Raw genomic sequence first — 24,925 nt, 5'->3', positions numbered from 1 at the left:
GGCGTACGGTAACGGTGCGTGCCGTCATGACCCCTTTCTGGGCGTACGGTTGTTCTCGTTCGATCTTCACGAAATGACGGAAACAGGAGACCGCGGTATGTCGCAGCAGGTGCAAGGGGTCATCGCACCGGGGAAGAACGAGCCGGTACGGGTCGAGACGATCGTGATCCCGGATCCGGGCCCCGGCGAGGCCGTGGTGAAGATCCAGGCGTGCGGTGTCTGCCACACCGATCTCCACTACAAGCAGGGCGGTATCAATGACGACTTCCCGTTCCTGCTCGGCCATGAGGCGTCCGGTGTGGTGGAGTCCGTGGGCGAGGGCGTCACGGACGTCGCGCCCGGTGACTTCGTCATCCTCAACTGGCGCGCGGTGTGCGGCCAGTGCCGCGCCTGTCTGCGCGGCCGCCCCTGGTACTGCTTCGACACCCACAACGCGCGGCAGAAGATGACCCTGCTCGACGGCACGGAGCTCTCCCCGGCCCTCGGCATCGGCGCGTTCGCCGAGAAGACCCTGGTCGCCGCCGGCCAGTGCACCAAGGTCGACCCGGAGGTCTCCCCGGCCGTCGCGGGGCTGCTCGGCTGCGGGGTCATGGCGGGCATCGGCGCTGCCATCAACACCGGCCAGGTCGGCCGCGGCGACTCGGTCGCCGTGATCGGCTGCGGCGGCGTCGGCGACGCGGCGATCGTCGGTGCCCGGCTGGCGGGCGCGGCGAGGATCATCGCCGTGGACGTCGACGACCGCAAGCTGGAGACGGCGAAGTCGATGGGCGCCACCCACACCGTCAACTCCCGCTCCACCGACCCGGTCGAGGCGATCCGCTCGCTGACCGGCGGCAACGGTGCGGACGTCGTCATCGAGGCGGTGGGCCGTCCCGAGACGTACCAGCAGGCGTTCTACGCCCGCGACCTCGCGGGCACCGTCGTCCTGGTCGGCGTTCCCACCCCGGAGATGAAGCTGGAGCTGCCGCTGCTCGACGTCTTCGGCCGCGGCGGCTCGCTCAAGTCCTCCTGGTACGGCGACTGCCTGCCGTCCCGCGACTTCCCGATGCTTGTCGACCTGCACCAGCAGGGCCGCATCGACCTCGGCGCGTTCGTCACCGAGACCATCGGGCTCGGCGACGTCGAGCAGGCGTTCGCCCGGATGCACGAGGGCGACGTGCTGCGCTCGGTGGTGGTCCTCTGATGGCCGCCCGCATCGACCACCTCGTCACCTCCGGCACCTTCGCCCTCGACGGCGGGGAGTGGGACGTCGACAACAACGTCTGGATCGTCGGCGACGACACCGAGGCGATCGTCATCGACGCCGCCCACGACGCGTCCGCCATCGAGAACGCGTTGAACGGCCGCACCCTGCGCGCCATCGTCTGCACGCACGCGCACAACGACCACATCGACGCCGCCCCGGCCCTCGCCGATGCCACCGGCGCGCCGATCCTGCTGCACCCCGACGACCTGCCGCTGTGGCGGATGACCCACCCCGACCGCGCCCCGGACGGCGAACTGACCGACGGCCGCGAGCTGGAGGTCGCCGGGACCACCCTCCGAGTCCTGCACACCCCCGGCCACGCCCCCGGTGCCGTCTGCCTGTACGCCCCCGAGCTGGCCACCGTCTTCACCGGCGACACGCTCTTCCAGGGCGGCCCCGGAGCCACCGGGCGGTCCTTCTCCCACTTCCCGACGATCATCGAGTCGATCAGGGAGAAGCTGCTCGCCCTGCCGCCGGAGACCAGCGTCCGCACCGGACACGGCGACTCCACGGCCATCGGCGAGGAGGCCCCGCACCTCGACGAGTGGATCGCGCGCGGCCACTGACGCCGCATCGACGGACACCGGCCCCGGGGAGCCACCGGCCCCGGGTCCGGTGTCCGCACGTGACGCCGTTCATTCGTCCGGCCACGCGGAGAGCCGCAGCCCGCTCTCGAAACGGCGAGGCTCTCCCGTGATCGGATCGGTGAACTCCAGCACCCGGGCCAGCAGTTGGAGCGGGCGTGACCAGTCGTCGGCCGCGCCCTCGGGCTCGACCACCGGATAGACCGGATCGTGGACCAGCCCCAGCCCCAGCCCGTTCATATGGACCCGCAGCTGATGGGTGCGCCCGGTGGCGGGCAGCAGCCGGTAGCGGCCGAGCCCCGCCCGGTGCTCCAGCAGCTCGATCCGGGTCTCGCTGTTCGGCTGGCCCGGCTCCTCGCGGGCGGCGACGACCCCGCGCTCCTTCACGATCCGGCTGCGTACGGTCCGGGGCAGGACCAGCCCGGGGTCGTAGGGCGCCACCGCCTCGTACTCCTTGCGCACCAGCCGGTCCCGGAAGAGCGTCTGGTAGGCGCCCCGCTCCGCGGGCCGCACGACGAACAGCACCAGGCCCGCCGTCAGCCGGTCCAGCCGGTGCGCGGGCTGCAGCGCGGGCAGCTCCAGTTCGCGGCGCAACCGGGCCACCGCCGTCTCGGTGACATGCCGTCCGCGCGGCGTCGTCGCCAGGAAGTGCGGTTTGTCGGCGACGACGAGATGCGCGTCGCGATGGACGACCCCGACCGGGAACGGCACCGGCTGCTCCGGCGCGAAGTCGCGGTGGAACCAGATGTACCGCCCGGCGGCGTACGGCTCGTCGACGGACACGGTGCCGCGCACGGACACGAACCGCCCCTCGGCGAACATGGCGGCCACCCGCGCCGCCCCGACCGCCCCGGCGAACCGCTCCCGCAGATGGTCCCCGACCGTCGCCCACCGCCCGTCCGGGTCCTCCGGAAGACGCACCCTCACGGGATCGATCCCGTCCCGCTGGGGCAGCGGGGCGGCCGGCGGCTTCGCGCGCCCCCTCACCGGGGCACGCCGTCCGGCATGGCGGTACGCATGGCACGGACTCCTTGTGCACTCGTCCTGGGATTGTCCGCACAGTATCCCCCGGCCACAGCCACCAGACACGGCACCGCCCCCGCCTCTGGGCACGGGACAGGGCCGCTCGGCCGGGGACGTGGCGCGGTCGACCGAACCGCCGCGCTCGCGGTACACCACCGGCGCCCGGACCGGATCGCCGACGGTCCCGCGTCACCTCGGGGCCCACCCCTCCGTGCCTTCGGTGGGCCTCCCCGCGATCTTCGCGCCGCAGCGCTCCTCGGTGAACCCAAACCGTCTGGAAATGCAGAAGAACCCCAGCTCAGCTGGGGTTCTCAGTGGTGTCCGAGGGGGGACTTGAACCCCCACGCCCGATAAAGGGCACTAGCACCTCAAGCTAGCGCGTCTGCCATTCCGCCACCCGGACCAGGTGTCTGTCTCGCGGGCCTCGCCCGTTCCGACGTGGAAAACAATAGCAAACATCCGGGGGTGCTCGATCACGCCGGGAGGTGTGAAGGGCGCGGGGCGAGAGGTGGGGGGCCTTGGGCGGGCGCAGCGGGCACGGGAGGATGGGAGGCAGGGACACGGCGACAGTGGAAGGAAGCAGTGTGAGCGAGACCAACACGGCCCGGACCGTCTCGGGCGAGGACGAGGTCGTGGACCTCTGTCGTGAGCTGATCCGCATCGATACCAGCAACTACGGGGACCACTCGGGGCCGGGGGAGCGGGGCGCCGCCGAGTACGTCGCGGAGAAACTGGCCGAGGTCGGGCTGGAGCCGCAGATCTTCGAGTCCCACAAGGGCCGGGCCTCGACCGTGGCCCGCATCGAGGGCGAGGACCCGTCCCGGCCCGCGCTGCTCATCCACGGGCACACGGACGTGGTGCCGGCCAACGCGCACGACTGGACCCACCACCCCTTCTCGGGAGAGGTGGTGGACGACTGCGTGTGGGGCCGGGGCGCGGTCGACATGAAGGACATGGACGCGATGACCCTCGCGGTGGTGCGCGACCGGCTGCGCAGCGGCCGCAAGCCCCCGCGCGACATCGTGCTGGCGTTCCTCGCCGACGAGGAAGCGGGCGGCACGTACGGGGCGCGGTATCTCGTGGACCAGCACCGCGACCTCTTCGACGGCGTCACCGAGGCGATCGGCGAGGTCGGCGGCTTCTCCTTCACGGTGAACGAGAAGCTGCGGCTCTACCTCGTCGAGACGGCCGAGAAGGGCATGCACTGGATGCGGCTCACGGTGGACGGCACCGCCGGCCACGGCTCGATGACCAACGACGACAACGCGATCACCGAACTGTGCGAGGCCGTCGGGCGGCTCGGGCGGCACAAGTGGCCGGTCCGGGTGACCAAGACCGTGCGGTCGTTCCTCGACGAGTTGTCCGACGCGCTCGGCACCCCGCTCGACCCCGAGGACATGGACGCCACGCTTGAGAAGCTCGGCGGGATCGCCAGCATGATCGGGGCCACGCTGCGCAACTCCGCGGCCCCCACCATGCTCGGCGCGGGCTACAAGGTGAACGTGATCCCCGGACAGGCCACCGCCCACGTTGACGGCCGCTTCCTGCCGGGCTTCGAGGAGGAGTTCCTGGCCGATCTGGACCGTATCCTCGGCCCCCGGGTGAAGCGGGAGGACGTGCACGCGGACAAGGCGCTGGAGACCGGTTTCGACGGCTCGCTCGTCGACGCCATGCAGATCGCCCTCAAGGCCGAGGATCCGATCGCGCGTGCGGTGCCCTACATGCTCTCGGGAGGGACCGACGCCAAGTCCTTCCACGACCTCGGCATCCGGTGCTTCGGGTTCGCCCCGCTGAAGCTGCCCCCGGAGCTCGACTTCGCGGGCATGTTCCACGGCGTGGACGAGCGGGTGCCGGTGGACGGCCTGAAGTTCGGTGTGCGGGTGCTCGACCGGTTCATCGACAACTGCTGAGCCCCGCCGTCCGTCGATCAGAACCCTGTGCCACCTTCCGGCTTCTGCGCACACCGAGAATCGCCCGCGTGTGCGTATCTGACCGGAACGAGTGAAAGGAACCATACGCTCGTAGCCCGATTAGCTCGTCCTCGTTACAGGTGATGCGGTCCGCGGCTGGGACCGCATGGCCAACTAGGAGGAATCAATGATCAAGAAGGTTGTCGCTGCTGCGGCCGTGACCGGCGGTCTGGTGCTCTCGGGCGCGGGCATGGCTGTCGCGGACACCGGTGCCCAGGGCGCCGCCATGGGCAGCCCCGGTGTGCTCTCGGGCAACTCCGTCCAGGTGCCCTTGCACGTTCCGGCGAACGTGTGCGGCAACACGGTCGACGTCGTCGGGCTGCTGAACCCCACCTTCGGCAACGCCTGCGGCAACGTCTGACGCCGATGGGTCAACCCGTGAGGGTTTGAATCCGGTCGGCCCCGGGGTGCCCGCCATGCGCTCCGGGGCTGCTGGTCGCTCCGCCCCCCGCACGATCGAGTCCGGGGGTATTCCCGGAAGGCAGAAGGCAGGAAAGAAGTTATGCGACAGGTCACGCGCAAGGGCCTGATCACCGTGGCGGCAGCGGGCGGCGTGCTCGCGTTGAGCGGTGGATACGCGCACGCGGACGCGGAAGCGTCCGGCGGCGCGGCGGACTCCCCGGGAGTGCTCTCGGGGAATTCGGTGCAGATCCCGGTCGACGTACCGGTCAACGTCTGCGGAAACTCCGTGGACGTGGTGGCGCTGCTCAACCCGGCGTTCGGGAACACCTGCGGTAACGGTTCGCAGAAGGCTTCCGCGGGCAAGCACGCCTCCGACAGTCAGGTGGACGGCGATCTCGCCCAGGCGAGCCGGCCGGGAACGGGCAAGCACCGGGCCCCGATCGGCGGCGGGGCAACCGCCCAGGGCGTCGCCAAGGGATCGCCGGGCGTGCTGTCCGGCAACAACATCGCGGTGCCGATCGAGATCCCCGTGAACGCCTGCGGGAACAGCGTCACCATCGGCGGACTGCTCAATCCCACCTTCGGCAACGAATGCGGGAACCACACGGACACCGTCACTCCGCCGGTCACCCCTCCGGTCACTCCGCCGGTCACTCCGCCGGTCACCCCGGTCACCGAGCACAAGCCGCCGGTACCGGGCCCGCACACGGAGCCGAATGCGCCCAAGGCGCAGAACGTTCCGCAGCTCGCCCAGACCGGGGCGGGCGGTATCGACCTGCTGGTCCCGGTGGCCGGGGGGCTGCTCCTGGCGGGTGCGGGCGCGGTGTTCTACCGCCGCGCCAGGCTGTCCGCGTAACGGACCGAGGCGGCGAAGCGAGGAGGGCGGGTCCCGCGGTCGCGGGGCCCGCCCTCCTCACCAAGTGGCGCGGAGCTGACGGATGATCCGCCTGCGCAGCCGCACCCTGCGGCTGCCGTCGCGGCGCAGCGTCAGTCGGTCCAGCTCCCAGTGTCTGTACTCGGCATGGTCGGTCAGCAGGCGGGCGGTCTCCTTCCGAGACACTCCGCGCGGTACGTACACATCGACAAATTCGTATTCCCGCATCGCCCCCATTGTGCGGGCAGAGGCCCGCTACGGATAGCGTCTGCACCATGTCTGATGCTGCGCAGCCCACCGCTGCCGAGGTACGCGCCGCCGCCGAAGCCATCAAATCCGCGATCGACCGCCACCTGGCCGCGGTCGAACGCCGGACGGGGGACGACGATCCCGCCGTCTACGACGCGTTCAACGCACTGGCCGCCGCCGCCGAGGTCTACGACGAACTGCTCTACGACCGCTACGACGAGGTCACCCCCTTCGAGATCCCGGGTGCGGACGGGTCCCTGCCTCCGTACACCGGCCCCGAGGAGCCGAACGCGCTCAGCGTTCTGATCCGGCGGGACTACGCCGTGGTGGAGCCGCCGCGGCTGTTCGCACAGGCGCAACGGATCGCCGATACCGAACCCGACGAACGGGCCACCGGGAGCGCCGCGGTCGTCGGTTCCAGCGTCCATGCGGCGCTCGGGGTGCTGTTCGGGGAGTACGAACCGGACGAGATCGCCTCCCGGCACACCGAGTTCGGGTTGGAGGAGGCCGACTCCACCCTCTGGGTCGTGGCCGTGGAGGAGCTGCCGGAGGCGGGGGAGTGGCTCGACGCGCCCTTCGACGACGCGGACCCGCAACACGTGGTGTGCCGCTTCGACGTCAGCTCCGTCTTCGACGAGGATGACGAGGACGACGAGGTCGAGGACGAGCGAGCGGGGCTGATGGCGGACACCCCCTGATCCCTGCCGCCCCGGCCGGATCCGGCCGGGGCGGCAGGGGAACGGTGTGCGGCCCGGTCAGCGGGCCGCCGCCTCCAGGAGGCCGCGCAGTCGTGTCGTACGGTCCCGGGCCGGGGGCTCGGCGACCGCGCGCTGGAGCGCCTGGTCCACCTCGTGCACCACGGACAGATGCCGCTCGGCCCGGCCGAACGCGGTGTAAACCCACGGCCGGCTCAGCTCGGACGCCGCGTCGCCCGGCAGAACGACGATCACCGCGGGCCACCGCGTCCCGGCCGCCTGATGGGCGCTGAGGGCCCAGCCGTGGCGCACTGACGACACCACCCGTTGCCGGGGCACGACGATCCGCGCGCCCGCGCAGTCCAGGTGCAGGCCCTCGGCGTCGGCCGAGACGACCGTCCCGAGCACGGCCCTGCCGGGCGCCGGGACATGGACGATCCGGTCGCCCGGATCGAATCCGCCGAACCGCCCCGGACCGGGGTTGAGCCGCTGCTTGAGCGCCGTGTTCAACGCGCGGGTGCCCGCCGCACCGCCGTGGCCGACGGTGATGACCTGGGTCTCGGCCGAGGGGATGCCGAGGGCGCGCGGCACCGAGTCCGCGACCAGCTGCACGGTGCGGTGCACCGCCTCGCCCGCGTCGCGCACCGGGACGATCACCACCTCCTTGCCCGGCGCCTCGACCTGGTTCAGCTCGCCGATGCCGATGCCGGAGACCAGTTCGCCGAGCGGCCCCGGATCGGGCGTGCGGGAGACGACCTGTGGGCAGGCGCGGGCCGCCAGCACATCCGCGAACACCTGGCCCGCGCCCGCCGAACCCAGCACGCCCGGGTCGCCGCTGAGCACCAGCCGGGTGCCGTCGGCCAGGGACTCCACGAGCATCGCGGCGGTCTCGACGTCCAGCTGCGGGGCGTCCAGCACGACGAGCAGGTCGACGTCGATCGCCCCCTCCTCGTCCCGCCCGGGGCCCTCTGCGCCGGAGAGCAGTCCGGCGAGGGTGACGGCGACCGACGGATCGCCGGTCGCCTCGGCCAGCCTGCGCCTGCCGTCGACGCCGTGCGCGGCGCCCAGGACGCGCAGCCCCAGCCCCCGGCCGGCGGTGAGGAGCGCGGCGGGTTCGGCTCGGGCGGCCTCGCCACCGGTGTGCGCCACGAGACCGTGGGCCGCGACCGCGCGGATCAGCTCGGCCGCCGACGGGGAACGCGCGGCCGAGGCCGCCTTCGACCAGTCGGCGCCCTTCTCGCAGGCGTGGGCCAGCCGGGCCAGGCCGTCGGCGAGGCTCTCCTCGGCGAGCGCGTACCGGTCGAGCCCGAGCAGCACCCGTACCGCCTCCTGCCCGGCGCCCTCCGTGCGCTCCGCTTCCGGGCCCTCCCCGGAACCCGTGTCGGCGGCTGGGCCCTCACCGTCCTCGTCCTCCTGGAAGACGAGGACGACGCCCGCGGCCACCGCATGGCGCACGGCCGCTTCGGGATCGGAGACGGCGTGCTCGGTGAGCGCGGCCCGGACCGCCGCCGCCTCCAGCGCCGTGTGTCCCCGGAGCGCGGCCCGCTCCAGCAGCCAGCCGACCAGGGCGGCGGTCCTGCGCTCGTCGTCCGGGCCGCAGCCGGCGCCCAGCAGGGCCCGCGCGAACCCGTCGGCCTGATCGGGTCTGACGCCCGGCACGGCCAGCATCCGCCACGGGTCCTGGCGCAGGGCGTCGGCCGCCTGTGTGCCGAGCGCCTCGGCCGTCGGCCCCGCGAGCGCTTCGGGAGCACCGCCCTGGGCCAGCACGGCGGCCACCTCGGCCACGGTCTGCGGCGAGGGGCCCCGGGGCGTCGGCGCGGGCTGGGGCGGCCGGGGGCGTGCCGGAGCGGGCGCGGGCGCGGGCCGCCTGGGGGCGGCGGCGGGCGCGGATGAGTCGAAGTACGTGGAGTCGGGCTCCTCGCCGCTCTCCACGGCACGTACGGCGGCCAGCAGATCGGCCGCCGTGCCGCTCAGCTTCCCGCCGGCCGCGATGGGGCCCGCCTTCTCCGCCTTGCGCCGCTCGATCCGCTCCCTGAACTCGCGTTGGGCGGCGAGCTCGGCCTCGGCCTCCGAGAGCGGCGCGGCCTCCTCGCCCTCAGCCCCCCCGTCCCCGGTCTCCCCGTCCCCGGCGGTCCCTCGGCTCCCGGCCTCCTCCGAGGCGGTGCCCTCGTCCCCGCCGTCCGGAACGTCCCGGGCCGTCTCGTCCACGGCCGGTGCGTCGGCCGCGGGTGCCGGTGTCCCGGCCGTCCCCCCGGGGGCGGAGCCGTCGTCGTCCCCCGCGGCGCCGGTGGTGGCGTCCGCCGTCGTTCCCTCGCGCGTCTCCCCGTCCCCGCTCCGCGCGGGTGGCGCGGACGAGGTGGGAGGGGTGGGGTCCTCGACGGCGCCGGCGTCGTCGGCGTCCGGGGTGCCGGGGGTGTCTCCCCCGGGAAGCGCGGTCACAGCGTGCTCCAGTCCTGGTCGGGATAGCGGTGCACGGGCGCCGACACGTCGTCGAGCGCCTGGCAGATCTCGTCAGGAAGACTAAGCGTCTCCACCGACAACGCCTCCATGAGCTGTCGCGCGTTGCGCGCGCCGAGGATCGGGGCCACCACGCCCGGCCGGTCCCGCACCCAGGCGAGCGCCACCTGGAGCGGCGTCGTGGCCAGGCCGTCCGCCGCCGTCGCCACGGCGTCCACGACGCGGGCCGCCGTGTCGTCCAGATACGGCTCGACGAACGGGGCCAGGAGCTCCGAGGCGCCCCGCGAGTCCGCGGGCGTACCCGTGCGGTACTTCCCGGTCAGCACGCCCCGGCCCAGCGGGGAGGACGGCAGCAGCCCCACGCCCAGATCGAGCGCGGCCGGCAGCACCTCCCGCTCCACGCCCCGCTGCAGCAGGGAGTACTCCATCTGCGTGCTCGCCAGCCGGGTGCGCACACCGGGCGCGGCCAGCTGCCAGGTGGCCGCCTTCGCCAGCTGCCAGCCGCAGAAGTTCGACACGCCCGCGTACCGGGCTCGGCCACTGGACACCGCCAGGTCCACCGCCTGAAGCGTCTCCTCCAGCGGGGTCATCGGGTCGAAGGCGTGGACCTGCCACAGATCGACGTGATCCGTGCCGAGCCGTTCCAGCGAGGCGTCCAGGGCGGCGAGCAGATGCCCGCGCGAGCCGTTGAACCTGCGGTACGGGTCGGCGACACTGCCCGCCTTCGTGGCGATGACCAGCTCGTGCCGCGGCACCAGGCCGTCGGTGAGCCGACCGAGCAGGTACTCGGCCTCCCCGCCGCCGTACACGTCGGCCGTGTCGATCAGGGTGCCGCCCGCCTCCCAGAACGCGTTCAGCTGTTCGGCGGCGTCGTGCTCGTCGGTGTCCCGGCCCCATGTGAGGGTGCCGAGCCCGATCCTGGACACGCGAAGGCCGGTGCGGCCGAGATGCCTCTGCTCCATGGGCGCTGAGATTACTGGCCGGAACCGTACACGGCGGAGGGCTGTGGACAACCCCGCGCCGAGTCGCCCCTGCCGCGACGGGCCGACGGGCGCTAGAGTCCAGGACCCAGAGACGTTACTGATCGGTAAGGGGAGCGGCTATGCGGCTCGGCATCAATCTCGGTTACTGGGGTGCGGGAATGGACGGCGACAACCTCGCCGTCGCCCAGGAGGCCGACCGGCTCGGCTACGACGTCTGCTGGGCGGCCGAGGCGTACGGCTCCGACGCGCCGACGGTGCTCGCCTGGGTGGCCGCCCGGACCGAGTCCATCGACGTCGGTTCCGCGATCATGCAGATCCCGGCCCGTCAGCCCGCCATGACGGCGATGACCGCCGCCACCCTCGACTCGCTCTCCGGAGGCCGCTTCCGGCTCGGCCTCGGCGTGTCCGGGCCCCAGGTCTCCGAGGGCTGGTACGGCGTCACGTTCGACAAGCCCCTGGCCCGCACCCGGGAGTACGTCGAGATCGTCCGCCGGGCGATGTCCCGGGAACGGCTGACGTACGAGGGGCGGCACTGGACGCTCCCGCTGCCGGACGGTCCCGGCAAGCCCCTCAAGCTCACCGTCCACCCGCAGCGCGAGCACATCCCGCTCTACATCGCCGCGATCGGGCCCAAGAACCTGGAGCAGACGGGCGAGATCGCCGACGGGGCGCTCCTGATCTTCCCCTCGGCCGAGCACCTGGAGGACACCGCGGTCAGGCACCTGCGGGCCGGCCGCGAGAAGGCGGGGCTCACGATGGACGGCTTCGACGTGTGCCCGACGCTGCCGCTCGCCGTCGGCGACGACATCAGCGCCCTCGCGGACACGTTCCGCCCGTACACCGCGCTGTACGTGGGCGGCATGGGCAGCCGCGAGCAGAACTTCTACAACCGGCTCGCGCAGCGCATGGGGTACGAGAAGGAAGCCGCCGAGATCCAGGACAAGTACCTGTCCGGCGACAAGAACGGCGCCGCCGCCGCCGTCCCGCACGAACTGATCGACCGGACCACGCTGCTCGGCCCGGTCGAGCGGATCGCCGAGCGGATGCAGGCGTACGCCGCGGCGGGTGTCACGACACTCACCCTGGCCCCGGCCGGATTCACGCTCGACGAGCGGATCGCGGCGCTGCGGGCCGGTACGGACGCCCTGGAGCGGTCCGGGCTGGCCTGACGCGGGTCTGCCCGCCCGCGTCATACGCGTTCCCGCGGGGCTTCCGGGGACTTCCGGCCCGGGGGCCGGGCCACGGCCGTGGCGGGGGCTCGGGGTCTCCCCGCCACGGCCGTTACGCGGAACAACGCCCCCGGCGGCGCACGGTTACGCCTCTCCCACCAGAGGTGAAAGGTTTCGGCCACGGCACGGCCCGTGCAGCCCGTCCGGCGTAGCAGGAGGCCGTTCCTGTTGCCCGGACGGGCGTGCCGCCTTTGACTGACGAGGGGCCGACGCCGGCAAGGAGGTGACAGTGGTGTTCTCGGTGAGGAGCCTGTTCCAGGAGATTCTCGACAAGGACGAGTCGTACCGGCTGTTCTGCTCGATCGCGGCCGGCGGGGAGGCCCAGGGCGGCTGGGAGAACGGCCGGATCGCGGCCCTCGCGCCCGAGAGCCAGCGGGCCCTGGCGCCCAGGATCGCCCGGCACGGCGCCGACGAGGACAAGCACGGGCGGATCTTCGGGGCCCTCCTGAAGAAGCGCGGACTGCGTCCGGTCGAGATCCCGCCCGAGACCGACTACACGATGCTGCTGGAGCGGCGGGGGATCGGCCTCGCCCATGAACGGCTGGCGCGGCGGGAGCCGCTCACGGAGCGCGACATCATCACCTATCTCGCCCACAGCCGGGTCACCGAGCAGCGCGCCTCCGAGCAGATGGCCCTGCTGCGCAGACACTTCGCCGACCACCCCGACATCGGCCGCGCGGTGAGGGCGATCGCGGACGACGAGGACAGCCACCTCGCGTACTGCCACGAGGAACTGCTGCGCTTCGCCCGGGCCGGACACGGCCGTACGATCCAGCGCGTCCTGCGTGCGTACGCGCTCGCCGAGATCGAGGTGTACCGGGACGTCGGCCTCGCCGTGATGGAGCACATGGGCCGCGTCCTCGGCTGGTCCCGGGCCAGGGCGGGCGTGCTGGCGGCGGGAATCCACCTGATGTACGCGTACGAACGGCTCGTGGGATGGCGGCGCATGGTGAGCCTGGAGCAGCCGGAGCGCCGCGACGCGCTGAGTGGTCCCGCGCGCCGGGAGGCCGAGTTCGTCTGAGCCGGGCCCGGGCGGTCCGGAACGTCGCGCGGCGGTGCCGGGGGGACGGCAGCGGCCGGGCCGCGTGATCCGGTGCCCCCGCCGGGGCCGGCCCGGGTCAGAGCCAGCCGCGGCGCTTGAAGAGCCGGTGCAGCGCGAAGACCACCGTGGCCATCAGCGCGATCACCGCCGGGTACGCCCATGTCCAGCCGAGCTCCGGCATGTGCGTGAAGTTCATGCCGTAGATGCCCGCGACCATGGTCGGGACGGCGGCCATCGCCGCCCAGGCCGAGATCTTGCGCATGTCGTCGTTCTGCCGCACGCCCACCTGGGCCAGATGGGCGGACAGGATGTCCGAGAGCAGCCGGTCCAGCCCCTCCACGTACTCGTTGGCGCGCGTCAGGTGGTCGCTCACGTCCCGGAAGAACGGCTGCGAGTGCTCGTGGACGAACGGCACGTCCGCGCCCGCCAGCCGGGTCATGGGGGCGCTCAGCGGGCCCGCGGCACGGCGGAACTCCATGATCTGCCGCTTGAAGGTGTAGATGCGGGACGCGGTGTTCGTGGTGTTCGCGTAGCCGGTCGGTGCGAACACCTCCGTCTCCAGTTCCTCCAGGTCGGTCTGGAGCTCGCCCGCCACCTCGATGTAGTGGTCGACGACGGCGTCGCTGATCGCGTACAGCACCGCGGTCGGCCCGTGCCGGAGCACCTCCGGCTCGGACTCCAGCCGGCGCCGTACCGCGGCGAGCGGCGCGCCCTCCCCGTGCCGGACCGTCACGACGAACGAATCACCGATGAAAGCCATCAGCTCGTCGGTGGTGACGGTGCCGCTCGCGTGCTCGTACACCACGGGCTTGATGACCGCGAACAGCGAGTCCTCGTACACCTCCAGTTTGGGCCGCTGGTGTGCGCTCAGGGCGTCCTCCACGGCCAGCGGGTGGAGGTCGAACGCCTTGGTGACGCGTTCGACCTCGTGCTCCGTCGGTTCGTACAGCCCGATCCAGAGGAACGCGTCTCCGGTGGCCCGTGCCTCCGCGAGGGCGGCGGAGAGGTCTTCGGGGCCTTCGGTACGGCGCCCGTTCCGGTAGATCGCGCAGTCCACTATCACGGCGGGCATTCTTCCCTGCCGTCCGCCGCGGCGCATCCCGGCAGACCTCCGGGCGTCCCGTCGGCGGCCTACGCTGGCTCGTATGCCCACCCTGATCCTCGTACGCCATGGACGCTCCACCGCCAACACGGCCGGGGTGCTCGCCGGCCGCACCCCCGGCGTCGCCCTCGACGCGCACGGAACCGCGCAGGCCGCGGCGCTCCCCGGACGGCTGGCCGCGCTGCCCCTGGCCGCCGCCGTGACCAGTCCCCTCCAACGCTGCCGGGACACCCTGCGCCCGCTGCTCGAGGCCCGGCCGGACCTGGTGCCGCACACCGAGGAGCGGATCAACGAGTGCGACTACGGCGACTGGTCGGGGCGCAAGCTGGCCGAACTCGCCGACGAGCCGCTGATGAGCGTCGTGCAGCGGCACCCGTCGGCCGCGTCGTTCCCCGGCGGCGAGTCCCTGCGCGCCGTGCAGGCGCGCGCCGTGGACGCCGTACGGGACTGGAACGCGCGGATCGAGGCCGAGTACGGCGACGACGCGGCCTACGTGATGTGCTCGCACGGCGATGTCATCAAGGCGCTCGTCGCCGACGCGCTCGGCCTGCACCTCGACCTCTTCCAGCGGATCCACGTGGACCCGTGCTCGGTCACCGCGATCCGCTACACCGCGTTGCGGCCGTTCCTGCTGCGGCTCGGCGACACCGGGGACCTGGCCCCCCTGGCACCGCGCGAGCGGGGCGACGGGGCGGGGCCGGACGCGCGCCCGTCCACCGGGGCCGAAGCCGACGCGACCGTCGGCGGCGGAGCCGGGGCGCCGTGATCGCTCCGCGCAGTAGGGTGGACGCGCCGTAGGCGCCCCCACCGGGAGACCCACCGGCCCCGGCCGCCCCATTCCCCATCCGCCGCCGATCTTCAAGGGAGACAGGACGTGTCCCGTCAGGTGTTCCTCTACGCCCCCCCGGACCGCTTCGTGGCCGGCACGGTCGGGTTGCCTGGACGTCGTACGTTCTTCCTGCAGGCATCCTCGGGCAGCCGCGTCACCAGCGTGGCCCTGGAGAAGACGCAGGTCGCCGCACTCGCCGAGCGCATCGACGAACTGCTCGACGAAGTGGTGCGCAGGACCGGCGGGAACTCGCCGGTGCCCGCCGTCGCGCCCATGGACGTCACCGACACCGCCCCCCTCGACGCGCCCGTCGAGGAGGAGTTCAGGGTCGGCACGATGGCGCTCGCCTGGGACGGCGAGGAACAGTGCATGATCATCGAGGCGCAGGCGCTGGTCGAACTGGACGTGGAGTCCGACGAGGACCTCGCGGAGGCCGAGGAGCGGTTGCTGCAGGACGAGGAGAACGGTCCGCCGGTGCTCCGGGTCCGGCTGAGCGGCGCGCAGGCGCGGGCCTTCGCCAAGCGTGCCCTGGACGTCGTGAACGCCGGGCGCCCCCCGTGCCCGCTGTGCAGCCTGCCGCTCGACCCGGAAGGACACGTATGCCCGCGCCAGAACGGATACCGCCGCGGAGCCTGACCGACGCCGAACTGGTCACCGTGCTCACCGAGGGTCGGCTCACCGTCCGCGGCCGGGTCCGCGAGGCGTCCAACGCGGTGCTCCTCTGCACGGTCGTCCACGAGGGCGCGGAACTGGCCTGCGTCTACAAGCCCGTGGCCGGTGAGCGCCCGCTGTGGGACTTCCCGGACGGCACCCTCGCCCAGCGGGAGGTGGCCGCGTACGAGATCTCCGAGACGACCGGCTGGGGGCTCATACCGCCCACCGTGCTCCGGGACGGTCCGTACGGCGAGGGCATGTGCCAGCTGTGGATCGACATCGAGCCGGACGGCGACGGGCCCGCCGGGGACGAACGGCGCCCGCTGCTCGCGCTGATCGAGGACGACGAGCCCGGCGAGGGCTGGAAGGCCGTCGTCCGGGCCGAGGTCGAGGCGGGCAGGACGGCCCTGCTGGTGCACGCCGACGACCCGGAGCTGCGGCGCATGGCGGTCCTCGACGCCGTGATCAACAACGGCGACCGCAAGGGCGGTCATCTGCTCCCTTCGCCCGGCGGCCGTCTCTACGGCATCGACCACGGCGTGACCTTCAACGCCGAGGACCGGCTGCGCACCCTGCTGTGGGGGTGGGCGGGGGAGCCGCTGACGGCCGAGGCCGTCGGCGTCGTGGACCGGCTGGGCGCGGAACTGGCTCCCGGTACCCCGCTCATCACCCGGCTGGGCGAGCTGATCACCGCGGTCGAGATCGAGGCGCTGCGGGGACGTGTGGCGGGGCTGAAGGCGGCGGGGCGGCATCCGGAACCGAGCGGGACGTGGCCGGCGATCCCCTGGCCGCCGGTGTGAGACGGATCCCCGGGCCCGCGGTGTGAGTACGGGCTCCGGTGCGGGCACCGAGCCGCCGGCGCGGGCGCGAGCGGCGCTCCGGCGCGCACCCGGTCCGGTGGGAGGGCGGTCCGGCGTGGGCGAGGGCCGGGGCGCGCGGTGTTCGGGCACGCGGTGGGGGAGCACGCCCCGCAGAGCTTCGGAGCGGCGGGGTGCCCGGTGCGAAGCCCGGGGAGAACAGGACGTTCCGACGGCCGGGCGGCGGGTGACGGACGGGAATGATGTGGCACAGGCGCCTCCGGCGTCGCCCCACTCCCTGCCCGAGCAGGCGGGGCCGCACCCCGCAAGAGCGCCTCTTCGGCCAGGATCCGGTATCCGGTTCGTATCCGGAACGTGCATCCGGTTAGTCTCGTGGCATGCATGCCTGGCCCGCTTCTGAGGTCCCCGCCCTGCCCGGCAAGGGCCGCGACCTTCGGATCCACGACACCGCGACCGGCGGACGGATCACTCTCGAACCCGGTCCCGTCGCCCGCATCTACGTCTGCGGCATCACTCCGTACGACGCGACCCACATGGGTCATGCGGCGACCTACAACGCGTTCGACCTCGTTCAACGCGTGTGGCTCGATACCAAGCGGCAGGTTCACTATGTGCAGAACGTCACCGACGTGGACGACCCGCTGCTGGAACGGGCCGTGCGCGACGGTCAGGACTGGACCGAACTCGCCGAGCGCGAGACGGCCCTGTTCCGCGAGGACATGACCGCCCTGCGCATGCTCCCGCCGAAGCACTACATCGGCGCGGTGGAGGCGATACCTGGCATCGTCCCGCTCGTCGAACGGCTCCGGGACGCCGGCGCGGCCTACGAACTCGACGGCGACGTGTACTTCTCCATCGAGGCCGATCCGCACTTCGGGGGCGTCTCCCACCTCGACACGGAGGCGATGCGGCTGCTGTCCGCCGAGCGCGGCGGCGACCCGGAGCGTCCCGGCAAGAAGAACCCGCTCGACCCGATGCTCTGGATGGCCGCCCGCGAGGGCGAGCCGAGCTGGGACGGCGGCTCGCTCGGCCCGGGCCGTCCCGGCTGGCACATCGAGTGCGTCGCCATCGCGCTGGACCACCTCGGCATGGGCTTCGACGTGCAGGGGGGCGGCTCCGACCTCGCCTTCCCCCACCACGAGATGGGCGCCTCGCACGCCCAGGTGCTGACCGGCGAGTACCCGTTCGCGCGGGCGTATGTGCACGCCGGCATGGTCGCCCTGGACGGCGAGAAGATGTCCAAGTCCAAGGGCAACCTGGTCTTCGTCTCACGGCTCCGCCGCGACGGCGTGGACCCGGCGGCGATCCGCCTCGCCCTGCTCACGCACCACTACCGGGCCGACTGGGAGTGGACCGACCAGGTGCTCGCCGACGCGGTCGCCCGGCTCGGACGCTGGCGCTCCGCCGTGTCCCGGCCCGACGGTCCGTCGGCCGAGGCCATGGTCGAGGAGGTCCGCGAGGCGCTCGCCGACGACCTGGACGCCCCCGCGGCGCTGGCCGCCGTGGATCGCTGGGCCGAGCGGCAGCATGCCGAGGGCGGCACGGACGAGAGCGCCCCCGGTCTCGTCTCGCGCGCCGTCGACGCGCTGCTGGGCGTCGCGCTGTAGCACCCGTACGCGGCGGGGAGGTCCCGCCGATCCCCCCATCCGGCGAACCGGCCCCGGACTTCTCGACGAAGTCCGGGGCCGGTTCCGTTCCGCCCGTGTGCGGGTGGTTCGTTGTTCGTTCTGTCGCCCACGGCGCGTGGGCTGTTCTCCCGCGGGTGTGCTTCCGTTCCGCGCCGACGCATGCCGGGGAGATGCGCCCGGCACGCGTCGGTACGCCGTCCGGCGAGCCCGCCGTCCGGTGCGCCCCCGCGGGTCACTCCTCGGGAGAGTCCTCCGGGGGGTGCGGCGGCCCGCCGTCGTCCCCGTCCCCGCCGTCGGCGGCCTCGGAACGGGCGGGGCCGTTCGCGGGCGAGGCGCCGGGCGCCGTTCCACCGCCGTCCTCCGGCCTCGGCGGTTTCGGCGGGCGGTTCCGGCCACCTGAAGTGTCGCGCAGATACGCGACGTCGCCGCTCTCCGTCGCGTGTCCACCGGGCCCCTGGCCCGGACCGGTGTCCCGGCGGCGCAGATAGCGTTCGAACTCCCGGGCGATGGCCTCGCCGCTCGCCTCGGGGAGTTCCGCGGTGTCCCGGGCCTCCTCCAGCGTCTGGACGTACTCCGCCACCTCGCTGTCCTCGGCGGCCAGCTGGTCGACGCCGAGCTGCCAGGCGCGCGCGTCCTCGGGCAGTTCGCCCAGCGGGATGCGCAGATTGAGGAGGTCCTCCAGGCGGTTGAGCAGCGAGAGGGTGGCCTTCGGGTTCGGCGGCTGCGAGACGTAGTGCGGCACCGCGGCCCACAGACTGACCGTGGGCACGCCCGCGTGGGTGCACGCCTCCTGGAGCACGCCGACGATGCCCGTCGGGCCCTCGTACCTGGTCTCCTCCAAGTCCATGGTCCGGGCCAGATCGGGGTCGGAGGTGACCGCGCTGACCGGGACCGGGCGGGTGTGCGGGGCATCGCCGAGCAGCGCGCCCAGGATCACCACCATCTCCACGCCCAGCTCATGGGCGAAGCCCAGCAATTCGTTGCAGAACGAGCGCCAGCGCATGGACGGCTCGATGCCCCGGACCAGGACGAGGTCGCGGGGCTTCTCCCCACCGATACGGACCACCGAGAGCCGGGTGGTGGGCCAAGTGATCTTGCGCGTCCCGCCGTCCAGCCAGATCGTCGGCCGGTTGACCTGGAAGTCGTAGTAGTCCTCGGCGTCCAGCGCCGCGAACACCTCCCCCTTCCATTCCCGGTCCAGGTGCGCGACCGCCGTGGAGGCGGCGTCACCTGCGTCGTTCCATCCCTCGAACGCGGCCACCATGACCGGGTCGATCAGCTCGGGAACCCCCTCGAGCTCGATCACCCAGGCCTCCTTCCGAAGTTCCCTCAAGTACGCAACAACCTTACGGCTTCCGGCCACTCCCGACGCAGCCCTCGGACAGAGCCGAGTGAACCCGCCGTCATGGATCGCGGGACCGGGCGGCTCCGACACGGTGCTCGGCCCGTCCGGTCGGGACCGCCGGGCCGAGGGGCCGCGCCCCGGCGAGGACGGCGCGACGCCGTCGTCTTCGCCGGGGTACTGCCGCTGCCCCTGGTGCGGACCGGAGTGTACGGACGCGTGTGGTGGTGGGTCGGGGTGTACGGACGCGTGTGGTGGTGGGTCGGGGTGGGACGCGCGGGGAGGGCCGGGGCATCAGAGGGACGCGCGGGGAGGGCCGGGGAAACGGGGGCGGCCGACGGAGGCGGGGGTACGCGGACGGGGCGGTCCCGCCGTGGGAGCCGCCCCGTCCGCTTCCCGCGAGCGTCCCGTCAGCCCCGCTCGCCGAGCAGGGATTCCACGCGCGCCCGGATCTCGTCCGTGGCCAGACCCCGGATCGTCAGCGTCGTCCGGCGGCGCAGCACGTCGTCCGCCGTCCCGGCCCACTCGTGGTCCCGGGCGTAGGCGACCTGCGCCCAGATCTCCGGCGCGTCCGGGTGGACACGCTCGGCCAGCGCCGGGTTCTCGTTCGCCAGCCGCGCGATGTCGAAGGCGAGCGAACCGTAGTGCGTGGCGAGGTGCCGTGCCGTGTCGGCCGCCATCCGGGGGCCGGGCGCGGCGCCGTCGACCAGCAGCCGGTGGGTCACCGCGTTCGGGTTGGCGATGCCGGGCAGCGGGAGCTTCTTCGGCAGGCGCGAGATCGGCTCCATGTCGCCGCCGAGGGGGTGGCCCGGGAGCGCCGCCAGCTTGTTCATCACCGTGCGGCCGATGTGGCGGAACGTCGTCCACTTGCCGCCCGCGACCGACAGCATCCCGCCGCGGCCCTCCGTCACGACCGTCTCGCGCTTGGCCTTGGACGTGTCGCCCGGCCCGCCGGGGAGCACCCGAAGACCCGCGAAGGAGTAGGTGATCAGGTCGCGCGACAACTGCTGGTCCCTGATGGAGAACGCCGCCTCGTCGAGGATCTGCGCGACGTCCTTCTCATTGACGGCGACGTCCGCCGGATCGCCCTCGTACTCCTCGTCCGTGGTGCCCAGGAGCAGCATGTCCTCCCACGGCAGGGCGAACGTGATGCGGTACTTGTCGATCGGGGTGGCCAGTGCGGCGTTCCACGGACGCGTGCGCCTCAGCACCAGGTGCGCGCCCTTGGACAGGCGCACCGACGGGGCCGCGTTCGGGTCCTCCAGCCTGCGCAGGTGGTCGACCCACGGCCCGGTGGCGTTCAGCACGAGACGGGCGCTGACGCCGAACTCCGTGCCGTCCAGGCGGTCCTGGAGGTCGGCGCCGGTCACCCGGCCGCGGGTGAACCGCAGCCCGGTGACCGCCGCGTGGTTGAGGACCACGGCACCCGCGTCGACGGCCGCGCGGACCGTCATCAGCGCCATCCGGGCGTCGTTCATCTGGTCGTCGCCGTAGACCGCGACGGCCTTCAGACCGTCCGTGCGCAGCTCCGGCACGTCGCGACGGGCCCTCGCCGGACTGATCACGTGCCCGACGCCGTCGCCGAACGCGGACAGCGCCGAGTACGCGAACACACCCGCGCCCAGCTTGGCCGCGCCGTGCGGACCGCCCTTGTACACCGGCAGGTAGAAGGTGAGCGGGTTCGACAGGTGCGGGGCCACCTCACGGGACACCGCACGGCGCTCGAAGTGGTTCTCCGCGACCAGCTTCACCGCACCGGTCTGCAGATAGCGCAGACCGCCGTGGAGCAGCTTCGAGGAGGCGGAGGAGGTGGCGCCGGCGAAGTCGCCGGCGTCCACCAGGGCCACCCGCAGCCCGGACTGCGCGGCGTGCCAGGCCGTGGAGATGCCCAGGATGCCGCCACCGATCACCAGGAGGTCGTACGCGGCCCCGGACAACTGCTCCCGAGTCTCGGCGCGGCTCGGCAGGGAGCCGGAGGCCGGGTGTGTCCCGAGGGCCGGGACGCTCTGCAGGGTGGTCATGTCGCTTACTCCTCGTGTTCGATCCAGCCCATGGTCCGCTCCACGGCCTTGAGCCAGTTCTTGTACTCGCGGTCGCGGGCGTCCGCGGCCATGCGAGGGGTCCATTCGGCGGCCCGGCGCCAGTTGGCGCGCAGGGCGTCGGTGTCCGGCCAGAATCCGACGGCGAGACCGGCGGCGTAGGCGGCGCCGAGGCAGGTCGTCTCGGCGACCATGGGCCGCACCACGGGCGCGTCCAGGAAGTCGGCGAGCGTCTGCATCAGCAGGTTGTTGGAAGTCATGCCGCCGTCGACCTTGAGGGCGGCCAGCTCCACCCCGGAGTCCTTGGTCATGGCGTCGGTGATCTCGCGGGTCTGCCAGGCGGTGGCCTCCAGCACGGCACGGGCGATGTGCGCCTTGGTGACGTAGCGGGTCAGGCCGGCGATGACGCCGCGGGCGTCGGAGCGCCAGTACGGGGCGAACAGGCCCGAGAACGCGGGCACGAAGTACGCGCCGCCGTTGTCCTCGACCGACGAGGCCAGGGTCTCGATCTCGGCCGCCGAGTTGATCAGGCCCATCTGGTCGCGCATCCACTGGACGAGCGATCCGGTGACGGCGATGGAGCCCTCCAGGGCGTAGACCGGCCTCTCGTCGCCGATCCGGTACCCGACGGTCGTCAGCAGTCCGTTGTACGAGTTGACGGGCCGCTCACCGGTGTTCATCAGCATGAAGGTGCCGGTGCCGTACGTGGACTTGGCCTCGCCCTCGGAGAAGCAGGTCTGGCCGAACAGGGCCGCCTGCTGGTCGCCGAGCGCGGAGGCGACCGGGACCCCGTCCAGGACGCCGCCCTTCGCGGTGCCGTACACCTCGGAGGAGGAGCGGATCTCGGGCAGCACCGTCGCCGGGATCTCCATCGAGGAGAGGATCTTCTCGTCCCACGCCAGGGTGTGCAGGTTCATCAGGAGGGTGCGCGAGGCGTTCGTGGCGTCGGTGACGTGGACGCCGCCGTCCGTGCCGCCGGTCAGATTCCAGATGACCCAGGAGTCCATGGTGCCGAAGAGGATGTCGCCGCGTTCGGCGCGCTCGCGCAGCCCCTCCACGTTGTCCAGCAGCCAGCGAACCTTGGGGCCCGCGAAGTACGAGGCGAGCGGCAGACCGGTCTCGCGGCGGAATCGGTCCTGGCCCACGTTGCGGCCGAGCTCCTTGCAGAGCGCGTCGGTCCGGGTGTCCTGCCAGACCAGGGCGTTGTGGACGGGCTCACCGGTGATCCTGTCCCAGAGCAGCGTGGTCTCGCGCTGGTTGGTGATGCCGATCGCCTTCACATCGGCGGCGGTGATGCCGGCCTTGACGACGGCTCCGGCGACGACCTCCTGCACGTTCTCCCAGATCTCGGTGGCGTCGTGCTCGACCCAGCCCGGCTTCGGGAAGATCTGCTCGTGTTCCTTCTGGTCGACGGAGACGATCCGGCCGTCCCGGTCGAAGACGATGCAGCGGCTGGAGGTGGTGCCCTGGTCGATGGCCGCGATGAACGGGCCGGTGGTGTGTGCGTCGGTCACGGTGTGCTCCCGGAGGTCTGTGTGGTCTTGGGGGATGGGGACTCTGTACGTCATGCGTCAGGCGAAGGCGACGTTGTAGAGCCCGCCCGCGATCGCGCCGCCGACGAGCGGTCCGACGACGGGGATCCACGCATAGCCCCAGTCGGAACCGCCTTTGTTCGGCAGTGGCAGCAGCGCGTGAACGATACGCGGACCGAGGTCGCGCGCCGGATTGATCGCGTAACCGGTCGGGCCGCCGAGCGAGAGGCCGATGCCGACCACGAGCAGGGCGGTGACCAGCGCGCCGAGCGTTCCGAGGCCGTTGCCGTCGTTGTTGAGGCCCTCGGTGAGGATCACGAGGACGAGCACCACGGTGGCGATGATCTCGGTGACCAGGTTCTGCACCGCGTGCCGGATCTCGGGACCGGTCGAGAAGATGCCCAGTACCGGGCCCGCTTTCGGGGCGGAGGCCGGGTCGGCCACGGCCTCTTCACCCGACCGGGCGCCCGCGATCTCCGGATCCGTCATGTGCGCCCGGAACTGCCCGTAGTACGTGAGCCAGACCAGGGCCGCGCCGATCATCGCGCCGAGCATCTGGGAGCCGATGTACAGCGGCACGTCGCTCCACCGGGTGCCGCCCTCGATCGCGAGCCCGATCGTGACCGCCGGGTTGAGGTGCGCGCCGGACACGCCCCCGGCCAGGTACGCGCCGGCCAGCACGGCGAAACCCCACCCGAAGGTGATCGCAAGCCAGCCGGCGTTCCGCGCCTTGGAGTGCTTGAGCGTGACGGCGGCGCACACACCGCCGCCGAGCAGGATGAGCACGGCGGTTCCTATGGTCTCGCCGATGAAGATGTCGGAGCTGGACACCCGCGACTCCTTTGTCCTCGGTCCAGGGAAGCCGAACCCCGGGTCCCTCCGGTGGTCCGTGCCCTCGTGCGAGGGCGTTCTCCGGCCTGGGGCGCTGTCACACCCTAACGTTAATTTCCGTTAGCTGTTCGACAATGCCGACCGGCGAACGGCAATGCTTCCCTCAGGTGATTCAGGCGTCAAGAGTTCTGTGGTGCAAAACTCGGTTACCCGCGCCGCCGTCCGTTCGAACGGACGGCGGCCAGGGAACGGGAGCCGTACGCCGGGAGTCGCCCGCCGGGGCACTCACCGTGCACCGGGAGGCGGCCGTCGGGGGCGCCCGGCACGCACCGGAACGCCCCTCGGAGGGTTGGCCGGGAGCGGTCGTCGGGGGCGGCGCGGGCCGGCGGCGGCCGCCGTTTTTTCGGGGGCGGCTGTCGCGTGCCGGGGGCGCCCGGCGCGGGCCGGGCGTGGTCGCGGGTCCGCCGCGTGCGGGAAGCGGTCAGAAGCGCCCGGCTCCCAGGTCCCGGGAGACCGCCCGCGCGCAGTCCCGTACCGCCGCGATCAGCTCGGGCCGCAGCTCCCCGTCCGCGCAGACCCGCTCCACCGCGCCCGTCACCGCCACCGCGCCCACCGGCATCCGCCGGCGGTCGTGGATCGGGGCGGCCACCGCGGCCACGCCCTCCCACGTCTCCTCCACGTCCGCTGCCCAGCCGCGGGCGCGGACCAGGTCGAGCACCGACTCGAACTCCTCCGCGTCCGTGACCGTGCGCGGGGTGAAGGACCGCCGCTCGCCCTCCGCGGCCTCGGTGTGCGCCACCGGGTCGTACGCCGAGAGCACCTTGCCCAGGGCCGTGGAGTGCAGCGGCTGCATGGCCCCGACCTCCAGGACCTGGCGGCTGTCGTCGGGCCGGAAGACGTGGTGGACGACCAGGACGCCCTGCTGGTGCAGCACCCCCAGGTGGACGCTCTCGCCGCTGGAGCGGGCCAGGTCGTCCGTCCAGACGAGCGCGCGGGCCCGCAGCTCGTGGACGTCCAGATAGCTGTTGCCCAGGCGCAGCAGCTCGGCGCCCAGCTGATAGCGGCCCGACACGGCGTCCTGCTCGACGAAGCCCTCGTGCTGGAGCGTGCGCAGAATGCCGTGCGCGGTCCCCTTGGCCAGGCCCAGCGAGGAGGCGATGTCGGACAGCCCCAGCCGCCGCTCGCCGCCCGCCAGCAGGCGCAGCATCGCCGCCGCTCGCTCAAGCGACTGGATGTTCTTCGCCATCGCGCCGTACTCCTCCACCTGTGGTTCGACAATGCTGAACACTATCGGTCGATGCCGACCAGTGCTCGATCGTGGAGGGAAACCGCACCGCAGCCCTTCGCACCCACTGGATCCGGACACCGCCCCGCCACAGCATGCCGTCCGTTCCAT

The 24,925-nt window shown here is 72.5% G+C and carries 22 protein-coding genes and 1 tRNA gene; 12 read left to right on the top strand and 11 right to left on the bottom strand.

Features of this window, described 5'->3' with window-relative positions; translation table 11 throughout:
• Positions 1 to 97 precede the first annotated feature (97 nt).
• Both ACIHCL_RS20325 and ACIHCL_RS20320 read left to right on the top strand, forming a co-directional pair.
• On the top strand, positions 98 to 1,183 hold the full coding sequence (locus ACIHCL_RS20325; RefSeq protein ID WP_399863638.1) for an S-(hydroxymethyl)mycothiol dehydrogenase: 1,086 nt from the start codon (positions 98 to 100) through the stop codon (positions 1,181 to 1,183).
• Positions 1,183 to 1,812, top strand: coding sequence for an MBL fold metallo-hydrolase (locus ACIHCL_RS20320; protein WP_399863636.1), 630 nt, complete (start codon positions 1,183 to 1,185; stop codon positions 1,810 to 1,812). Before ACIHCL_RS20325 ends, ACIHCL_RS20320 begins: the two co-directional genes overlap by 1 nt.
• A gap of 69 nt (positions 1,813 to 1,881) precedes the next feature.
• Here ACIHCL_RS20320 and ACIHCL_RS20315 read toward each other — a convergent pair whose 3' ends face one another.
• Positions 1,882 to 2,817, bottom strand: coding sequence for a pseudouridine synthase (locus ACIHCL_RS20315; protein ID WP_399863634.1), 936 nt, complete (start codon positions 2,815 to 2,817; stop codon positions 1,882 to 1,884).
• Between the two features lie 351 nt (positions 2,818 to 3,168).
• A tRNA-Leu gene (locus ACIHCL_RS20310) sits at positions 3,169 to 3,256 on the bottom strand.
• Positions 3,257 to 3,437: 181 nt separating this feature from the next.
• Between ACIHCL_RS20310 and ACIHCL_RS20305 the strand changes: the two genes are divergently transcribed.
• From ACIHCL_RS20305 to ACIHCL_RS20295, 3 genes are all read left to right on the top strand, one after another.
• Positions 3,438 to 4,763: a M20/M25/M40 family metallo-hydrolase gene (locus ACIHCL_RS20305; RefSeq protein WP_399863632.1), complete on the top strand. Its 1,326-nt coding sequence runs from the start codon at positions 3,438 to 3,440 to the stop codon at positions 4,761 to 4,763.
• Between the two features lie 187 nt (positions 4,764 to 4,950).
• Positions 4,951 to 5,184: a chaplin gene (locus ACIHCL_RS20300; RefSeq protein ID WP_399863631.1), complete on the top strand. Its 234-nt coding sequence runs from the start codon at positions 4,951 to 4,953 to the stop codon at positions 5,182 to 5,184.
• 141 nt (positions 5,185 to 5,325) lie between these two features.
• The gene (locus tag ACIHCL_RS20295; protein WP_399863629.1) at positions 5,326 to 6,081 is read left to right on the top strand and encodes a chaplin; all 756 of its coding nucleotides are present in this window, start codon (positions 5,326 to 5,328) and stop codon (positions 6,079 to 6,081) included.
• A 57-nt stretch (positions 6,082 to 6,138) separates the two neighbouring features.
• Here ACIHCL_RS20295 and ACIHCL_RS20290 read toward each other — a convergent pair whose 3' ends face one another.
• Complete coding sequence (locus tag ACIHCL_RS20290; protein WP_399863627.1) at positions 6,139 to 6,327, bottom strand: DUF5703 family protein; 189 nt, start codon at positions 6,325 to 6,327, stop codon at positions 6,139 to 6,141.
• A gap of 47 nt (positions 6,328 to 6,374) precedes the next feature.
• Here ACIHCL_RS20290 and ACIHCL_RS20285 point away from each other — a divergent pair, with 47 nt between their 5' ends.
• Positions 6,375 to 7,046 (top strand): hypothetical protein, encoded by a 672-nt coding sequence (locus ACIHCL_RS20285; RefSeq protein ID WP_399863625.1) that lies wholly within the window; start codon positions 6,375 to 6,377, stop codon positions 7,044 to 7,046.
• A gap of 57 nt (positions 7,047 to 7,103) precedes the next feature.
• On the opposite strand, the gene ACIHCL_RS20280 is transcribed toward ACIHCL_RS20285, so the two are convergent.
• Positions 7,104 to 9,482 carry a helix-hairpin-helix domain-containing protein gene (locus ACIHCL_RS20280; RefSeq protein ID WP_399863624.1) on the bottom strand — a complete coding sequence of 793 codons (2,379 nt, stop codon included), beginning with the start codon at positions 9,480 to 9,482 and terminating at the stop codon, positions 7,104 to 7,106.
• Positions 9,479 to 10,462 carry an aldo/keto reductase gene (locus ACIHCL_RS20275; protein WP_399863622.1) on the bottom strand — a complete coding sequence of 328 codons (984 nt, stop codon included), beginning with the start codon at positions 10,460 to 10,462 and terminating at the stop codon, positions 9,479 to 9,481. Before ACIHCL_RS20275 ends, ACIHCL_RS20280 begins: the two co-directional genes overlap by 4 nt.
• 140 nt (positions 10,463 to 10,602) lie before the next feature.
• On the opposite strand from ACIHCL_RS20275, the gene ACIHCL_RS20270 reads away from it, so the two are divergent.
• Both ACIHCL_RS20270 and ACIHCL_RS20265 read left to right on the top strand, forming a co-directional pair.
• Positions 10,603 to 11,652, top strand: coding sequence for an LLM class F420-dependent oxidoreductase (locus ACIHCL_RS20270; protein WP_399863620.1), 1,050 nt, complete (start codon positions 10,603 to 10,605; stop codon positions 11,650 to 11,652).
• Between the two features lie 292 nt (positions 11,653 to 11,944).
• Complete coding sequence (locus ACIHCL_RS20265; protein ID WP_399863729.1) at positions 11,945 to 12,733, top strand: ferritin-like domain-containing protein; 789 nt, start codon at positions 11,945 to 11,947, stop codon at positions 12,731 to 12,733.
• 97 nt (positions 12,734 to 12,830) lie between these two features.
• Here ACIHCL_RS20265 and corA read toward each other — a convergent pair whose 3' ends face one another.
• Positions 12,831 to 13,826 carry a magnesium/cobalt transporter CorA gene (corA, locus tag ACIHCL_RS20260; protein ID WP_399863618.1) on the bottom strand — a complete coding sequence of 332 codons (996 nt, stop codon included), beginning with the start codon at positions 13,824 to 13,826 and terminating at the stop codon, positions 12,831 to 12,833.
• Positions 13,827 to 13,899: 73 nt separating this feature from the next.
• On the opposite strand from corA, the gene ACIHCL_RS20255 reads away from it, so the two are divergent.
• The 4 genes from ACIHCL_RS20255 (at position 13,900) to mshC (ending at position 17,764) form a co-directional block, all read left to right on the top strand.
• Positions 13,900 to 14,622, top strand: a complete 723-nt coding sequence (locus ACIHCL_RS20255; RefSeq protein ID WP_399863616.1) for a histidine phosphatase family protein — start codon at positions 13,900 to 13,902, stop codon at positions 14,620 to 14,622.
• A gap of 108 nt (positions 14,623 to 14,730) precedes the next feature.
• Complete coding sequence (locus ACIHCL_RS20250) at positions 14,731 to 15,321, top strand: DUF3090 domain-containing protein (RefSeq protein WP_399863614.1); 591 nt, start codon at positions 14,731 to 14,733, stop codon at positions 15,319 to 15,321.
• Entirely contained in the window at positions 15,285 to 16,139 is an 855-nt protein-coding gene (locus tag ACIHCL_RS20245; protein ID WP_399863612.1) for an SCO1664 family protein, read from the top strand. The genes ACIHCL_RS20250 and ACIHCL_RS20245 overlap by 37 nt, the downstream gene beginning before the upstream one ends.
• A gap of 395 nt (positions 16,140 to 16,534) precedes the next feature.
• Entirely contained in the window at positions 16,535 to 17,764 is a 1,230-nt protein-coding gene (mshC, locus tag ACIHCL_RS20240; protein ID WP_399863609.1) for a cysteine--1-D-myo-inosityl 2-amino-2-deoxy-alpha-D-glucopyranoside ligase, read from the top strand.
• 253 nt (positions 17,765 to 18,017) lie between these two features.
• Here the strand turns inward: mshC and ACIHCL_RS20235 are convergent, their stop codons facing one another.
• The 5 genes from ACIHCL_RS20235 to ACIHCL_RS20215 form a co-directional block, all read right to left on the bottom strand.
• Positions 18,018 to 19,091, bottom strand: coding sequence for a PAC2 family protein (locus ACIHCL_RS20235; protein ID WP_399863607.1), 1,074 nt, complete (start codon positions 19,089 to 19,091; stop codon positions 18,018 to 18,020).
• Between the two features lie 446 nt (positions 19,092 to 19,537).
• A complete protein-coding gene (locus ACIHCL_RS20230; protein ID WP_399863606.1) occupies positions 19,538 to 21,148 on the bottom strand; it encodes an FAD-dependent oxidoreductase in 1,611 nt (536 codons plus the stop codon).
• A gap of 5 nt (positions 21,149 to 21,153) precedes the next feature.
• Entirely contained in the window at positions 21,154 to 22,680 is a 1,527-nt protein-coding gene (glpK, locus tag ACIHCL_RS20225; protein ID WP_399863603.1) for a glycerol kinase GlpK, read from the bottom strand.
• 57 nt (positions 22,681 to 22,737) lie between these two features.
• A complete protein-coding gene (locus ACIHCL_RS20220; RefSeq protein WP_399863601.1) occupies positions 22,738 to 23,529 on the bottom strand; it encodes an MIP/aquaporin family protein in 792 nt (263 codons plus the stop codon).
• A 481-nt stretch (positions 23,530 to 24,010) separates the two neighbouring features.
• Positions 24,011 to 24,793 (bottom strand): IclR family transcriptional regulator, encoded by a 783-nt coding sequence (locus ACIHCL_RS20215; protein ID WP_399863728.1) that lies wholly within the window; start codon positions 24,791 to 24,793, stop codon positions 24,011 to 24,013.
• Between the last annotated feature and the right edge of the window lie 132 nt (positions 24,794 to 24,925).

It is taken from the genome of Streptomyces sp. NPDC052042 (assembly GCF_044548345.1).
Lineage (GTDB): Bacteria > Actinomycetota > Actinomycetes > Streptomycetales > Streptomycetaceae > Streptomyces.
Note: the sequence above shows the minus strand (reverse complement) of the source record. Positions and strands in the feature narration are given on the sequence as shown.

Bases quoted from the DNA above. Each gene is read 5' to 3' on its own strand.
- ACIHCL_RS20325 (WP_399863638.1), top strand. From the start codon at position 98: ATGTCGCAGCAGGTGCAAGGGGTCATCGCACCGGGGAAGAACGAGCCG.
- ACIHCL_RS20320 (WP_399863636.1), top strand. From the start codon at position 1,183: ATGGCCGCCCGCATCGACCACCTCGTCACCTCCGGCACCTTCGCCCTC.
- ACIHCL_RS20300 (WP_399863631.1), top strand. From the start codon at position 4,951: ATGATCAAGAAGGTTGTCGCTGCTGCGGCCGTGACCGGCGGTCTGGTG.
- ACIHCL_RS20295 (WP_399863629.1), top strand. From the start codon at position 5,326: ATGCGACAGGTCACGCGCAAGGGCCTGATCACCGTGGCGGCAGCGGGC.
- ACIHCL_RS20290 (WP_399863627.1), bottom strand. From the start codon at position 6,327: ATGCGGGAATACGAATTTGTCGATGTGTACGTACCGCGCGGAGTGTCT.
- ACIHCL_RS20285 (WP_399863625.1), top strand. From the start codon at position 6,375: ATGTCTGATGCTGCGCAGCCCACCGCTGCCGAGGTACGCGCCGCCGCC.
- ACIHCL_RS20275 (WP_399863622.1), bottom strand. From the start codon at position 10,462: ATGGAGCAGAGGCATCTCGGCCGCACCGGCCTTCGCGTGTCCAGGATC.
- ACIHCL_RS20270 (WP_399863620.1), top strand. From the start codon at position 10,603: ATGCGGCTCGGCATCAATCTCGGTTACTGGGGTGCGGGAATGGACGGC.
- corA (WP_399863618.1), bottom strand. From the start codon at position 13,826: ATGCCCGCCGTGATAGTGGACTGCGCGATCTACCGGAACGGGCGCCGT.
- ACIHCL_RS20255 (WP_399863616.1), top strand. From the start codon at position 13,900: ATGCCCACCCTGATCCTCGTACGCCATGGACGCTCCACCGCCAACACG.
- ACIHCL_RS20245 (WP_399863612.1), top strand. From the start codon at position 15,285: ATGCCCGCGCCAGAACGGATACCGCCGCGGAGCCTGACCGACGCCGAA.
- mshC (WP_399863609.1), top strand. From the start codon at position 16,535: ATGCATGCCTGGCCCGCTTCTGAGGTCCCCGCCCTGCCCGGCAAGGGC.
- ACIHCL_RS20230 (WP_399863606.1), bottom strand. From the start codon at position 21,148: ATGACCACCCTGCAGAGCGTCCCGGCCCTCGGGACACACCCGGCCTCC.